The following is a 12,779-nucleotide window of genomic DNA, read 5'->3' as shown; positions in this document are numbered from 1 at the left end:
GGGCACCGTCACGCCGGAACGATGTTCACCAGCTTCGGCGCCCGCACGATCACCTTGCGGATCCCCGCGCCGTCCAGCGCCGCGACCACCCGGTCGTCGGCCAGCGCCGTCTTCTCCAGTTCGTCGTCGGAGATGCCGGGCGACACCTCCAGCCGCGCCTTCACCTTGCCCTTGATCTGGACCACGCAGGTGACGGTCTCGTCGACCACGTACGCCGGGTCGGCCACCGGGAAGTCCCGGTGCACCACGGAGTCGGTGTGGCCCAGCTTGCGCCACAGCTCCTCGGCGACGTGCGGGGCCAGCGGCGCCACCAGCAGCACCAGCGACTCCGCGACCGACCGCGGCAGCGGGCCCGTCCGCTTGGTCAGGTGGTTGTTCAGCTCGGTGACCTTGGCGATGGCGGTGTTGAAGCGCATGCCCTCCAGGTCGCCGCGGACGCCGTCGATCGCCTTGTGCAGGGCGCGCAGGGTGTCCTCGTCGACGTCGCCCCCGTCGACGACGGTGACCTCACCGGTCGCCTCGTCGACGATGTTGCGCCACAGCCGCTGCAGCAGGCGGAACTGGCCGACGACCGCGCGGGTGTCCCAGGGGCGGGACACGTCCAGCGGGCCCATGGCCATCTCGTACAGGCGCAGGGTGTCGGCGCCGTACTCGGCGCAGATCTCGTCCGGGGTGACCGCGTTCTTCAGGGACTTGCCCATCTTGCCCAGCAGGCGGGTGACGCGCTCGCCCTGGTACCAGTAGCCGCCGTCGCGCTCCTCCACCTCGGCGGCCGGCACGGCGATGCCCCGGCTGTCGCGGTAGACGTAGGCCTGGATCATGCCCTGGTTGAACAGCTTGTGGAACGGCTCGGCCGAGGAGACGTGGCCCAGGTCGTACAGCACCTTGGACCAGAAGCGGGCGTACAGCAGGTGCAGCACGGCGTGTTCGGCGCCGCCGACGTACAGGTCGACGCCGCCGTGCGGCATGCCCTCGCGCGGGCCCATCCAGTACTGCTCGATCTCCGGGTCGACCAGCTTCTCGGAGTTGTGCGGGTCCAGGTAGCGCAGCTCGTACCAGCAGGAACCGGCCCAGTTGGGCATGGTGTTGGTCTCGCGGCGGTACTTCTTCGGCCCGTCGCCCAGGTCCAGGGTGACGTTCACCCAGTCCTCGTTGCGCGACAGCGGCGTCTCGGGCTGGGTGTCGGCGTCGTCCGGGTCGAAGGTGCGGGGGCTGTAGTCGTCGACCTCGGGCAGCTCCAGCGGCAGCATCGACTCGGGCAGCGCGTGGGCGATGCCGTCCTCGTCGTAGACGATCGGGAAGGGCTCGCCCCAGTAGCGCTGGCGGCTGAACAGCCAGTCGCGCAGGCGGAAGTTGACGGTGCCCTCGCCGTGGCCCTCGCGCTCCAGCCACTCGGTGATGCGTGCCTTGGCCTCGGTGACGCCCAGGCCGTCCAGACTGACGTGCTCGCCGGAGGAGTTGACGATCTTCGCGTCGTGGGAGACGAAGGCGTCGTCCCATGTCGCGGGGTCGGTGCCGCGGCCGTCGGTCGGCTCGACCACGCAGACGACGGGCAGTTCGAAGGCGCGGGCGAACGCGAAGTCGCGGGTGTCGTGGCCGGGGACGGCCATGATCGCGCCGGTGCCGTAGCCCATCAGGACGTAGTCGGCGATGAAGACGGGCACCTGCCGGCCGTTGACCGGGTTGGTCGCGTAGGCGCCGGTGAAGACGCCGGTCTTGTCCTTGGCCTCGGCCTGGCGCTCGACGTCGGACTTGGAGGCGGCCTGGGCGCGGTAGGCGGCGACGGCCTCGGCAGGCGTGGCGTGGCCGCCGGTCCACACCTCGTGGGTGCCCTCGGGCCAGGCGGCGGGGGTGAACTTCTCGACCAGCGGGTGCTCGGGCGCCAGCACCATGTAGGTGGCGCCGAACAGGGTGTCGGGGCGGGTCGTGAAGACGGTGATGTTCTCGCCGTCGATGGGGAAGTCGACGCGGGCGCCCTCGGAGCGGCCGATCCAGTTGCGCTGCTGCAGCTTGATCGCCTCGGGCCAGTCCAGGGCGTCCAGGTCGTCCAGCAGGCGGTCGGCGTAGGCCGTGATGCGCATGTTCCACTGGCGCAGCTTGGCCTTGAAGACGGGGAAGTTGCCGCGCTCGGAGCGGCCGTCGGCGGTGACCTCCTCGTTGGCCAGCACGGTGCCCAGGCCGGGGCACCAGTTGACCGGCGCGTCGGAGGCGTAGGCCAGGCGGAACTCGCCCAGGACGTCGGCGCGCTCGGCCTCGCTCAGCTCGCTCCACGCGCGCGTGTGACCGGGGACGGGGCGCTCACCGGACTCGAACTGCGCGACCAGCTCGGAGATCGGGCGGGCCTTCTTCGCCTCGTCGTCGTACCAGGAGTTGAAGATCTGCAGGAAGATCCACTGGGTCCACTTGTAGTAGTCCGGGTCGATCGTGGCGAACGACCGGCGCTTGTCGTGGCCCAGGCCCAGCCGGCGCAGCTGGACCTGCATGTTCTTGATGTTGGCCTCGGTGGACACGCGCGGGTGCGTGCCGGTCTGCACCGCGTACTGCTCGGCGGGCAGGCCGAAGGCGTCGAAGCCCAGGGTGTGCAGGACGTTGTGCCCGGTCATGCGCTGGAAGCGGGCGTAGACGTCGGTGGCGATGTAGCCCAGCGGGTGTCCGACGTGCAGGCCCGCGCCCGAGGGGTACGGGAACATGTCCATGATGAACTTTTTGGGCCGCGCGACCAGCTCCGCGTCGCCCGCCAGGTCGCCCTTGGGGTTGGGCGCCGCGTACGTGCCCTCGGCGTCCCAGAAGTCCTGCCAGCGTGCCTCGATCTCGGCGGCCAGGGCGGCCGTGTAGCGGTGCGGCGCGGCCTCCGCGGCTGCGGGGTTCGTCTCGCTCATGATCCTCAAAGCTCCATCGATCGTCTCTGCCTGCTGCTGCGACTTCCTGGAAATGAAAAAACCCCTCGCACAGGAGGGGACGCCGCGCCGATTCCGGCCTGCCGGAACATCGGCGGTCGGGACTGATCAGCGCGGCTCGCTAAGCAGAAGGCGTACGGCACGCATGCGGTCAGGGTACCGCAGGGACGGATCTCGCCGCGACGCCCTTCCCCGGCGCTTTGAATCTTGGTCAAAAGTTACTTCGCGTAACGACCCCTAAGGGGACAACACAACGGGCTCATTGTCTTTTGATAACAGCGCAATAACTCAAACCTGGTACTGACGGGTACGACGAGGCTTAGAGTTCGGCAGCGGGACCGCTTTACCGAACCGTTCGGAGTTGCCCCCATGAACCCTCGTCCACTCGGCAGCCCACCCCCCGCTCGGGGCAGGTCGGCTGCGACTCCGTCGTACCCGCTGTGCGTCCGGACGTCCGGAGGTGCGTCGTGAGGCCGGACGACAGCACGGCGGACGACTGGTTCGTCGACTTCCTCAACTTCGGCGTCGGCGTCCTGTCGCTCGTCTGCCTCAGCTGCTCCGTCATCTGGGGGCTCGTGGCGCAGGACCGGATCCTGCTCGGCCCCCGGCAGCGGATCATCGCGCAGGCGGTGCACCGCACCACGGCGGTCGCGTCCGTCGTCTTCCTGCTGATCCACATCGTGATCAAGCTGGCGCTGGACCACACCTCGTGGATCGCCGCCGTGCTGCCCTTCGGGCTTCTGCTCACCGACGACGAGGCCGTCATGGGGCGGAGCTTCCTGATCGGCCTCGGCACCCTGGCCGGCATGCTGATGATCTTCGTCGCGATCACGGGTGTCCTGCGCAACCGCTTCGCCTCCCCGGCGGAGGTCGCCGCCCGCTGGCGCGCGGTGCACATGCTGGCCTATCCGGCCTGGTGCGCGGCGCTGGTGCACGGCCTCTACGCGGGTCGAGCGGCCAAGCCGATCTTCATGATCCTGTACGGCCTGTCGCTGCTCGGCGTGTTCGCGGCCCTGATGCTGCGGGCCTCCCCGCGCCCGGTCAAGCGCAAGGTGGCCGACCGCATCACCTCGATGCTGGGCCTCACCGACCAGCAGCCCGGCAGCCGGCTGGAGGAGGCCAGAGCGCGCAACGAGGGGTCCGCCCTGCCCGGCTACGGCGGCGGGGACGCCCGCGACGACCGGCGGGGACGCTCCGAACGCCCGTCGTTCGACGCCCCCTCCCCCACGCCGGCCCCGGAACCGGCGAACGGCTTCGCGGCCGCGTACCGCGCGGTCTCCACGCCGCCCCGGCAGGCGGCCGGGAACCCCCTGACGGACGCCACCGCCCGCATGGAGATGCCGGACCTCCAGCCCACGGAGGCGATACCCCGGGTGGACGCGCCCTCCAGCACCTCGGGCAGCTGGCCGATCCCGTCCCCGCCGCCGGTCGGCGAGGCCCCGCCGTCGGCGTACGACCCGCTCAACGACACCGGATACACCATCCCGACCTACAACAATTCGGTCGGCTCCGGCTACGGGTCGAGTGATGTGTACGACACCGCTGAGACGAACACCCTCTACGGCACGTACAACCCGGGTGACACGTACAACAGCGGTCCCGCCAATGCACCAACCCCCGGTGTGCCCTCGTCGTCCTACGACTTCGACGCACCGGGGTCGGGCGAACCTTGGAACACGCCTTCCGGAGGCTTTAAGTGAACGAGGCCCTGCCCGACGTTCCCGAAGTCCGCGTCGTAGGGCTTCCCCAGCTCACGTCGGGTTTCGACCTTGTCGACCGGCTCGATCTGCAGATGCACCTCAAGGTGCACGGCCCGCTCGAGCCCCTGGGCGGTGAGCAGCTCGCGCAGCTCGCCGAACGCATCAACCTCAGGGGCCGCGGCGGCGCGGGCTTCCCCTTCCACAAGAAGCTGCGCTCGGTCGCCGAATCGGCGATCAAGCGCGGCGTCCGGCCGGTCGTCGTCGTCAACGGCAGCGAGGACGAACCGGCCTGCCGCAAGGACACGGTGCTCATCAACCGCGCACCGCACCTCATCCTGGACGGCGCGCTGCTGTGCGCCGAGGCCATGGGTGCCCGCACGCTCGTGGTGGGGGTCACCCGTGAGTCCACCCAGCGCTCGATGGAACAGGCGCTCGCCGAGCGCGGCCTGAGCAACGGCCGCCGCTCGGCGCTGCGCGCCCGGGTGCAGCGCAACCCGGTGCGCATGGTGACGGGGGCCGCCGCCTCCCTGATCCGCTCCATCGACGGCGGCCCGGCCATCCCGCCGGGCCGCAAGGTCAGCGCCTCGAAGAACGGCGTCGGCGGCGCGCCCACCCTGCTGTCCAACGCCGAGACGTTCGCCCAGCTCGCCATCGCGGCCCGCATCGGCCCGGAGCGCTACGGCAACACCGGCCTGTACGACGAGCCGGGCACCGTGATGCTCACGGTGTCCGGTGCGGTGGCCCGCCCGATGGTGATCGAGGTGCCCACCGGCGTGCCGCTGCGCTACGTGCTCCAGCTGGCCGGCGCCCCGCCGGTCCCGCAGGGGGTGCTGACCGGCGGCTACCACGGCAAGTGGATCGACGCGGCGACCGTGAACGAGGCCATCGTCTCCCGCAACTCGCTGGACGCGGTGGGCGGTTCGCTGGGCGCGGGCGCGATCCTGCCGATCAGTCAGGACACCTGCCCGCTGGGCGAGTCGCTCATGGTCGCCAAGTGGCTGGCGCAGGAGAGCGCCAACCAGTGCGGCCCCTGCTACCTGGGGCTCCCGGCCGCCGCGCGCGGCCTGGAGGACATCCTGAACGGCGGCGGCCCGGCCGCGGTCGAGGCGGTCCGGCAGGTCGCGAAGAACGTGAAGCGGCGGGGGGCCTGTTCGCACCCGGACGGCTCCGCGATGTTCCTGGAGTCGACGCTCAAGGCGTTCGGCGAGGACATCGCGCTGCACGCCCTCGGCAACGGCTGCGGGCGGCCCGTGGCCGGCGTGCTGCCGCTGTTCGAGGGCGGCGCGACGCCGACGGGCATCCCGGGCGGCGAGGACGAGGAGAAGAACGGCCCCAGCCGTCAGAAGATCTTCGTCGACTGGACCCTGTGCCGGGGCCACGGGCTGTGCGCGGACATCCTCCCGGAGGTGTTCCAGCTCGGCGCGGACGGCTTCCCGACGGTGGCTCAGGCGCAGGTGCCGCGTTACGCGGAGGCGAAGGCGCTGCGCGCGGTGCGGCGCTGCCCGGCACTGGCGCTGCGCATCGAGGACTCGGCCCCGCAGGCGAAGGCGCCCTCCCGGAACCTTCCGGTGCTCTCCCAGGGCCGCGGCAGGCGCGCTCTGGGGCGCTGACGGGGGGATCGGGGGGGACACACACGCAGCCGGCCCTCTCCGGCGGCCTGAGGCCGCCGGAGAGGGCCGTTCTCGTGGCGCGGGCGACACCGACCGTGACGTGCGCGACAACGACATAGGGCGGACCATCCGTTCGGATGGTCCGCCCTCGACTTCTGTGGAGCTAAGGAGAATTGAACTCCTGACCTCCTGCATGCCATGCAGGCGCTCTACCAACTGAGCTATAGCCCCTTGCGGTGTTCCCCCGGGTTTCCCCGGCGGCGACGCCAACTTTACACGGTCCCCCCGGCCCAACACCAAATCGGTTTCGCTTCGCCCGTTCCGTCCGGAACGCCCGCCCCCGACCGTGCGCCCTCAGCCGGTCAGGCCGTCACGCCGTCACGCAGTCACGCCGTCACGAACGAGTAGAAGCGTTTGAGGGTGCAGTGCTCCTCCAGCAGCCGGCCGTAGATCGGCTCGCCCTCGAGTTCCCGGTACGTCTCGATGGGGTCGCCCTTTATGATCAGCGCCCGCGCGCACTCCTCGCACCAGTACTGGTAGTCGGGGTTGATCGGCTCCATGTCGCGGACGATGGGGGTGCCGCTGCCGCACCAGTCGCACTTCCGCCTGTGTGCACCCATCGGTCAGCTCCAGCTGTGGCCGCAGGCCGTGCACACGTAGGAGATCCCGCCGTTGTCGCCGAGCACCTGGGCGACGTGTGCGGAACCGCAGGAGGGGCAGCTGAGACGCGTGGAGGTCCGTCGGGTCGACACCGCTCCGAGGAGGTGGTCGACCTCCTCGAGGATGCTCGCAGGCATCACAACTCCCTCCCGTCGGGCCGCGCCCCCTTCCGGTCGTTTGATTCTGCCACGACCGGGCCAATACGGTCAGCGACGCCGTGGTACCGGTAGGGACACGGCTGTACGCCTCGCAGAGGTATACGTCGGAGAGCGCCGCCGCGCTCACCGGCGGACGACAAAAGATCCCGCCTCCGCGGAGGGAGACGGGATCTTCACCATGTGGAGCTAAGGAGAATTGAACTCCTGACCTCCTGCATGCCATGCAGGCGCTCTACCAACTGAGCTATAGCCCCGGGCTGCCACATGAAGTGGCTTCCTGGTTTCGCCCCGCTCGGCGGGGCGAACAAGAAGAACTTTAGCCTGCGACCTGCCGGAAAGTGAAATCCGGGTCCGGGACGTCGTGAAGTCGCGCGGGGAGCCGGATCGTACGGCCGCCGCCGGAGGCCCCGAGGGGGCACGGCGGCGGGCACGGCCGTCCTCAGTCGTCGTCGCCGAGCACCGGCTCCGGCAGGGTGCCGGCGTTGTGCTCCATCAGCCGCCAGCCCCGGGCGCCCTCGCCGAGGACGGACCAGCAGCAGTTGGTGAGCCCGCCCAGGCTCTCCCAGCTGCGCGGGTCGAGGCCGAGCAGCCGGCCGATGGTGGTGCGGATGGTCCCGCCGTGGCTGACGACCACGAGCGTGCCGTTCTCCGGGAGCTTCTCGGCGTGCCGCAGCACCAGAGGGGCGGCGCGGTCGGCGACCTCGGTCTCCAGTTCGCCGCCGCCGCGGCGGACCGGCTCGCCGCGCTTCCACGCGGCGTACTCCTCGCCGTACCGGGCGATGATCTCGTCGTGCGTCAGCCCCTGCCAGACGCCCGCGTAGGTCTCCCGCAGGGCCTCGTCGTGGACGACGTGCAGACCGGTGAGCGCGGCCAGCTCGGCGGCGGTGGCCGCGGCCCGCTTCAGGTCGGAGGCGACGATGGCGTCGGGCTTCAGGCCCGCGAGCAGGCGCGCGGACCGGCGCGCCTGGGCGACGCCCGTCTCGGTCAGCTCGACGTCCGTGGAGCCCTGGAAGCGGCGCTCCACGTTCCACAGGGTCTGGCCGTGCCGCCACAGGATGATGCGGCGGCCCCGGCGCGCGGAGCCGCTCACCTCACCGGTGGCGCTCACCGCCACTCACCGCCCGGCTCCGCCGCCTCCTCGGCCTCCTGGAGCTTGGCGTGCTCGGCGGCCTTGCCGCGGGTGGCCTTGGCGTCCTCGGGCAGGTCCAGCTCGGGGCAGTCCTTCCACAGCCGCTCCAGGGCGTAGAAGACCCGCTCCTCGCTGTGCTGGACGTGGACGACGATGTCGACGTAGTCGAGCAGCACCCAGCGGGCCTCGCGGTCGCCCTCGCGGCGGACCGGCTTGGCGCCGAGCTCCTTGCTGAGCCGCTCCTCGATCTCGTCGACGATCGACTTGACCTGGCGGTCGTTCGGCGCGGAGGCCAGCAGGAATGCGTCGGTGATGGACAGCACGTCACTGACGTCGTAGGCGACGATGTCGTGCGCGAGCTTGTCGGCGGCCGCCTGGGCGGCGGTGTGGACGAGCTCGATGGAACGGTCGGTTGCGGTCACTGCATGGCTTTCGGTCGGCGGTCGTTTGTCCTCAAGGGTCTCACGGACCGCCGTGCGCACCCCACGCGATGACGCGGGGTGCGCATCTCCTCAGGACGCGGGGTGCGCCTGCCGTGGCTACGAGCCGGGGTCGTAGTCCTGGCCGAGGACGACCGCCACGCGCGCGTTGCCGGAGATCTCGCCCTTGGTGACGGCGTCGGCGGGCAGGCCCAGGGTCTTGGCGACCTCGGTGGCGTTCCCCTTCTCCGCGGGGTCGGCGTAGACGACCTCGGAGGCGGCCTCGGCGGAGCCGGCGGTGCCGCCCTCCAGGAAGGTGAAGCCGCCGTTGAGGAGCACCACGCGGGCCTTCTCGCTGTTGTCCTTGTCGCCGGTGGCGTTGCGCACGGAGACGGTGACCGCGGCGTCCCGGTCGGGGCTCTTGGCGGTGCCGCCGAGGACGTCCTTGACGACGCCGTCGCTCGCCTCGGCGGTGAGCGTGCCGTCCTCCTCGACGGGCAGCAGCGCGGTGCGGTGGTCGCCGCCCTTGGCGAGGTCGGATAGCCCGGCGAGGAAGGCGCCGAGGTCCGCGTCGGTCAGCGGCGGCTCGATGATCTGGCCGAGGGTCTGGACGGTGACCGTGGCGGCGTCCGGGTCGGAGGTCATCTTGCGCAGCACCCCGTGCAGCACCTGCCCGAACCGCTCCAGCTGGGCGTTCTGGTCCTCGCCGGGGGCGCGGTGGGTGGCGTAGGCGACGGCCATCTTGCCGCTGAGGGTCTGGCCCTTGCCCTTGCGCACCAGCGGCGCCTCGCCCTTCTTCTTGGCGTCCGGGTCGGGCACGTCGGCGTCGGTGTCGACCTCGATGTTGCCGACCAGGTCGACGAGGGTGAGCAGGAAGGGGGTGTCCAGCCGCCAGGTGCCCTCGATGTCGGTGCCGAGGACGGTGTCGAGGGCGGTGCGGGTGCCCTCGGAGCCGTCGTCCTCGACGGACTTGGCGAGCGTGGTGGTGGTGCCGTCCTCGGCGGTGAGGGCGAGGGAGTTCGGGAGCAGCACGGTGGTGCCCTGCTTGGTGGTGGCGTTGTCCACGAGCAGGGCGGTGGAGGTGCCGCCGTTCTCGGTGTCGTGCAGATGGACGACGAGCACGTCCCGCTTCTGCGCGCCCGCGGCGGTGGTGGTGCCGGTGTCCGCGTCGGAGCTGGAGAGCCCGGGCAGCTTCCCGGCGTACCAGAGGTAGCCGACGCCGCCGGCGACGAGCAGCGCGAGCACCACGGTCAGGGCGATGACGCGGCTGCGGGCGCGGCGGCGGGCCTCCTCGCGGCGCTCGGTGCGGTTCTCGGTGAACTTGAGCCAGTCGATGACGTCCTCGGAGTCGCCGTCGGGCTCCTCGACGAAGGCGAACTGCTCGGTGCGGTACTCGGGGGCGGAGCCGGCGCCGTCGGTGCCGTCGTCGAACCCGTCGTCGGCCGGGCCGGCCTGCCGGGGGATGTGCGCGGTCCGCTCCGGGGCGGGGGCGGGCTGCTCCGGTATGTAGGCCGTCTGCTCGGTCACCCGGGGCTGCTGTCCGGTGCCGTCGCCCTGCGCGCCCTGCCCGTAGGGGTTCGGGGCCGGCTGCTGCTGCGGGTAGGCGTCGTAGCCGTAGCCGCCGCCGTTCCCGTAGGGGTCGTAGGCGGGCTGCTGGTGGCCGCCCGTGGCGTACGGGTCGTAGCCGTAGCCCTGCTGGTGCTGCTGGCTCTGCTGGTGCTGCTGCCCTTGCTGCCCGTAGGCGTCGTACTGCTGGGCCTGCGTCTGCTGGTCGGCGGCCTGCCGGTAGACCGGCCGGCCGTACTCGTCGTAGCCGACGAGCTCGTACGGCCCCCCGTCGCCGTATCCCGCGTCGTATCCGTCGTTCACCGGTGCCCCTCTCGGCTCACTCGCCGCGATACAGCTGACGCTTGGCGATGTAGCGCACGACACCGTCCGGCACCAGGTACCAGACGGGGTCTCCCTTGGCGACTCTCGCACGGCAGTCCGTGGAGGAGATGGCGAGGGCCGGGACCTCCACGAGCGAGACCCCGCCCTCGGGCAGTCCGGCGTCGGTCAGATGGTGGCCGGGCCGGGTCACGCCGATGAAGTGTGCCAGGGAGAACAGTTCCTCGCTGTCGCGCCAGGTCAGGATCTGGGCGAGGGCGTCGGCGCCGGTGATGAAGAACAGGTCCGTGTCCGGGTTGAGCGCGTCGAGGTCGCGCAGGGTGTCCACGGTGTAGGTGGGGCCGCCGCGGTCGATGTCGATGCGGCTGACCGAGAACTGCGGGTTCTCGGCGGTGGCGATGACCGTCATCAGGTAGCGGTCCTCGGCGGGCGACACCGCGCGGTGGCTCTTCTGCCAGGGCTGGCCGGTGGGGACGAAGACCACCTCGTCGAGATGGAACTGCGCGGCCACCTCGCTGGCCGCCACCAGGTGCCCGTGGTGGATCGGGTCGAAAGTGCCGCCCATGACGCCCAGACGGCGCTTGCCCCGCGGGGCCGGGCCGGTGCCGGGGCCGGTAGGCATGTCCTGCTCTCCCATGCGTGCAGACCCTACCGGCCCGGCCTGTGGACCCCGTCCGCCAGTGCCCTCGGGCCGGGAGGCCCTGCGGCTCAGCGGTCGCGGTTGAAGCGGGTGGTGATCCACAGCAGGAGCAGCAGCGCGAACAGGGCGCCGCCGCCGGTGAGGTAGGGGCTGAGGCTCTCGTGGTTGCCGCCGTGCTCTCCGCCCTCGGCGGCGAGGGTGACCATCTGGGCAGCGGTGCTGGGGAAGCTCATCTTCGGCAGGACCTATCGCGTGTGGGCGGGATAAAGACGTGCGCTCATCGTATGCGGGCGGCTTCGCGGCGATCACGCCGACTCCGCCGTTGCGGGCGTGGGGCGTCCCGGCGGGGCCGTCCTGGCGCGGGGAGGCAACCGTTGCCCGGCGCCCGGTCGTCCTTCCGCGTGGGGCCGCACGGAGCGGCCGCCCTGCTGCCCGCGCACGGGAATCCCGCCTAGGCTGGGTCCCGCCGCGGGGGGAGTGAAGGGCCGCACCAGGGATCACGCAGGTCAACCAGACGCACATGGGGGAAAGATGTCCGACGGCCACCAGCACAACGGGCACGAGAAGGTGCCCGGCAGGCAGCGCAGGCGCTTCCCCGGGATCTCCTCGCGCGCGTACGAGCACCCCGCCGACCGTTCCGCGCTGGTGGCGCTGCGGAAGCTGAGCGGGTTCGACACGGTCTTCAAGGCGCTGAGCGGGCTGCTGCCCGAGCGGAGTCTGCGGCTGCTGTTCCTGTCCGACTCGGTGCGGGTCTCGGACCGGCAGTTCGCGCACCTGAACGACATGCTGCGGGACGCCTGCTACATCCTGGACCTGGAGAAGGTCCCGCCGATGTACGTCAACCAGGACCCGGTTCCCAACGCGATGTGCATCGGTCTCGACGAGCCGATCATCGTGGTGACCACGGGGCTGGTGGAGCTGCTCGACGAGGAGGAGATGCGGGCGGTCGTCGGGCACGAGGTCGGGCACGCGCTGTCCGGTCACTCGGTGTACCGGACGGTCCTGCTGTTCCTGACGTCGCTGGCGGTCCGGGTCGCCTGGATCCCGCTGGGCAACGTGGCGATCATGGCGATCGTGACCGCGCTGCGGGAGTGGTTCCGCAAGTCGGAGCTGTCCGCGGACCGCGCGGGGCTGCTGGTGGGCCAGGACGTCCAGGCGTCGATGCGCGGCCTGATGAAGATCGCGGGCGGCAACCATCTGCACGAGATGAACGTGGACGCGTTCCTGGAGCAGGCCGAGGAGTACGAGTCGGGCGGCGACCTGCGCGACTCGGTGCTGAAGATCCTCAACGTGCTGCCGCGCTCGCACCCGTTCACCACGGTGCGGGCGGCCGAGCTGAAGAAGTGGGCGGCCTCCCGCGACCACCAGCGGATCATGGACGGCCACTACCCGCGCCGCGCGGACGACAAGGACGCGTCGGTGCGGGACTCCTGGCGGGAGTCGGCGAGCACCTACGCCGACGAGGTACGGACCTCGAAGGACCCGCTGATGAAGCTGGTCAGCGACATCGCGGGCGGCGCGGGCGACCTCGGCGACCGGGTCCGCCGAGGCTTCGGCGGCTTCACGGGCCCCAAGCCGGGCCCGTCCCGCCCGTCCCCGGACGCCGGCACCGGCACCGACACCGACACGGACGGGAACCCGCCGCGCGACGGTGCGTGAGCGGGTGACGCGGCGCGCGC

The 12,779-nt window shown here is 71.2% G+C and carries 11 protein-coding genes and 2 tRNA genes; 3 read left to right on the top strand and 10 right to left on the bottom strand.

What is annotated here, in order from left to right; all coding sequences use genetic code 11:
- Positions 1 to 8 precede the first annotated feature (8 nt).
- The gene (leuS, locus tag ACFOSY_RS18115) at positions 9 to 2,879 is read right to left on the bottom strand and encodes a leucine--tRNA ligase (protein ID WP_394307999.1); all 2,871 of its coding nucleotides are present in this window, start codon (positions 2,877 to 2,879) and stop codon (positions 9 to 11) included.
- 485 nt (positions 2,880 to 3,364) lie between these two features.
- Here leuS and ACFOSY_RS18110 point away from each other — a divergent pair, with 485 nt between their 5' ends.
- Both ACFOSY_RS18110 and ACFOSY_RS18105 read left to right on the top strand, forming a co-directional pair.
- A complete protein-coding gene (locus ACFOSY_RS18110; protein WP_394307997.1) occupies positions 3,365 to 4,597 on the top strand; it encodes a cytochrome b/b6 domain-containing protein in 1,233 nt (410 codons plus the stop codon).
- On the top strand, positions 4,594 to 6,207 hold the full coding sequence (locus ACFOSY_RS18105) for an NADH-quinone oxidoreductase subunit NuoF family protein (RefSeq protein WP_006136073.1): 1,614 nt from the start codon (positions 4,594 to 4,596) through the stop codon (positions 6,205 to 6,207). The genes ACFOSY_RS18110 and ACFOSY_RS18105 overlap by 4 nt, the downstream gene beginning before the upstream one ends.
- A gap of 158 nt (positions 6,208 to 6,365) precedes the next feature.
- On the opposite strand, the gene ACFOSY_RS18100 is transcribed toward ACFOSY_RS18105, so the two are convergent.
- The 9 genes from ACFOSY_RS18100 to ACFOSY_RS18060 form a co-directional block, all read right to left on the bottom strand.
- A tRNA-Ala gene (locus tag ACFOSY_RS18100) sits at positions 6,366 to 6,438 on the bottom strand.
- 155 nt (positions 6,439 to 6,593) lie between these two features.
- The gene (locus ACFOSY_RS18095; RefSeq protein ID WP_006136074.1) at positions 6,594 to 6,827 is read right to left on the bottom strand and encodes a hypothetical protein; all 234 of its coding nucleotides are present in this window, start codon (positions 6,825 to 6,827) and stop codon (positions 6,594 to 6,596) included.
- A gap of 3 nt (positions 6,828 to 6,830) precedes the next feature.
- Complete coding sequence (locus ACFOSY_RS18090; RefSeq protein ID WP_006136075.1) at positions 6,831 to 7,004, bottom strand: hypothetical protein; 174 nt, start codon at positions 7,002 to 7,004, stop codon at positions 6,831 to 6,833.
- A 202-nt stretch (positions 7,005 to 7,206) separates the two neighbouring features.
- Positions 7,207 to 7,279, bottom strand: a tRNA-Ala gene (locus ACFOSY_RS18085).
- A 185-nt stretch (positions 7,280 to 7,464) separates the two neighbouring features.
- A complete protein-coding gene (locus tag ACFOSY_RS18080) occupies positions 7,465 to 8,139 on the bottom strand; it encodes a histidine phosphatase family protein (protein WP_394307992.1) in 675 nt (224 codons plus the stop codon).
- Entirely contained in the window at positions 8,130 to 8,576 is a 447-nt protein-coding gene (gene rsfS, locus ACFOSY_RS18075; RefSeq protein ID WP_006136077.1) for a ribosome silencing factor, read from the bottom strand. The genes ACFOSY_RS18080 and rsfS overlap by 10 nt, the downstream gene beginning before the upstream one ends.
- Positions 8,577 to 8,693: 117 nt before the next feature.
- Positions 8,694 to 10,442: an LCP family protein gene (locus ACFOSY_RS18070; protein ID WP_394307988.1), complete on the bottom strand. Its 1,749-nt coding sequence runs from the start codon at positions 10,440 to 10,442 to the stop codon at positions 8,694 to 8,696.
- Positions 10,443 to 10,458: 16 nt separating this feature from the next.
- Positions 10,459 to 11,097 (bottom strand): nicotinate-nucleotide adenylyltransferase, encoded by a 639-nt coding sequence (gene nadD, locus ACFOSY_RS18065; RefSeq protein WP_394307986.1) that lies wholly within the window; start codon positions 11,095 to 11,097, stop codon positions 10,459 to 10,461.
- A gap of 71 nt (positions 11,098 to 11,168) precedes the next feature.
- The gene (locus tag ACFOSY_RS18060; RefSeq protein ID WP_167534615.1) at positions 11,169 to 11,333 is read right to left on the bottom strand and encodes a hypothetical protein; all 165 of its coding nucleotides are present in this window, start codon (positions 11,331 to 11,333) and stop codon (positions 11,169 to 11,171) included.
- Between the two features lie 298 nt (positions 11,334 to 11,631).
- Here ACFOSY_RS18060 and ACFOSY_RS18055 point away from each other — a divergent pair, with 298 nt between their 5' ends.
- The gene (locus tag ACFOSY_RS18055; RefSeq protein WP_394307982.1) at positions 11,632 to 12,759 is read left to right on the top strand and encodes a M48 family metallopeptidase; all 1,128 of its coding nucleotides are present in this window, start codon (positions 11,632 to 11,634) and stop codon (positions 12,757 to 12,759) included.
- Positions 12,760 to 12,779: the final 20 nt, after the last annotated feature.

This window comes from Streptomyces lusitanus (assembly GCF_042647945.1).
Lineage (GTDB): Bacteria > Actinomycetota > Actinomycetes > Streptomycetales > Streptomycetaceae > Streptomyces > Streptomyces pseudogriseolus.
The sequence above is the reverse complement of the archived record's forward strand: the minus strand, read 5'-3'. Positions and strand labels throughout refer to the sequence as shown.

What these genes read in the sequence shown, in the direction of transcription:
- leuS (WP_394307999.1), bottom strand. Translation starts at nt 2,879, where the DNA reads ATGAGCGAGACGAACCCCGCAGCCGCGGAGGCCGCGCCGCACCGCTAC.
- ACFOSY_RS18095 (WP_006136074.1), bottom strand. Translation starts at nt 6,827, where the DNA reads ATGGGTGCACACAGGCGGAAGTGCGACTGGTGCGGCAGCGGCACCCCC.
- ACFOSY_RS18090 (WP_006136075.1), bottom strand. Translation starts at nt 7,004, where the DNA reads ATGCCTGCGAGCATCCTCGAGGAGGTCGACCACCTCCTCGGAGCGGTG.
- nadD (WP_394307986.1), bottom strand. Translation starts at nt 11,097, where the DNA reads ATGGGAGAGCAGGACATGCCTACCGGCCCCGGCACCGGCCCGGCCCCG.
- ACFOSY_RS18060 (WP_167534615.1), bottom strand. Translation starts at nt 11,333, where the DNA reads ATGAGCTTCCCCAGCACCGCTGCCCAGATGGTCACCCTCGCCGCCGAG.
- ACFOSY_RS18055 (WP_394307982.1), top strand. Translation starts at nt 11,632, where the DNA reads ATGTCCGACGGCCACCAGCACAACGGGCACGAGAAGGTGCCCGGCAGG.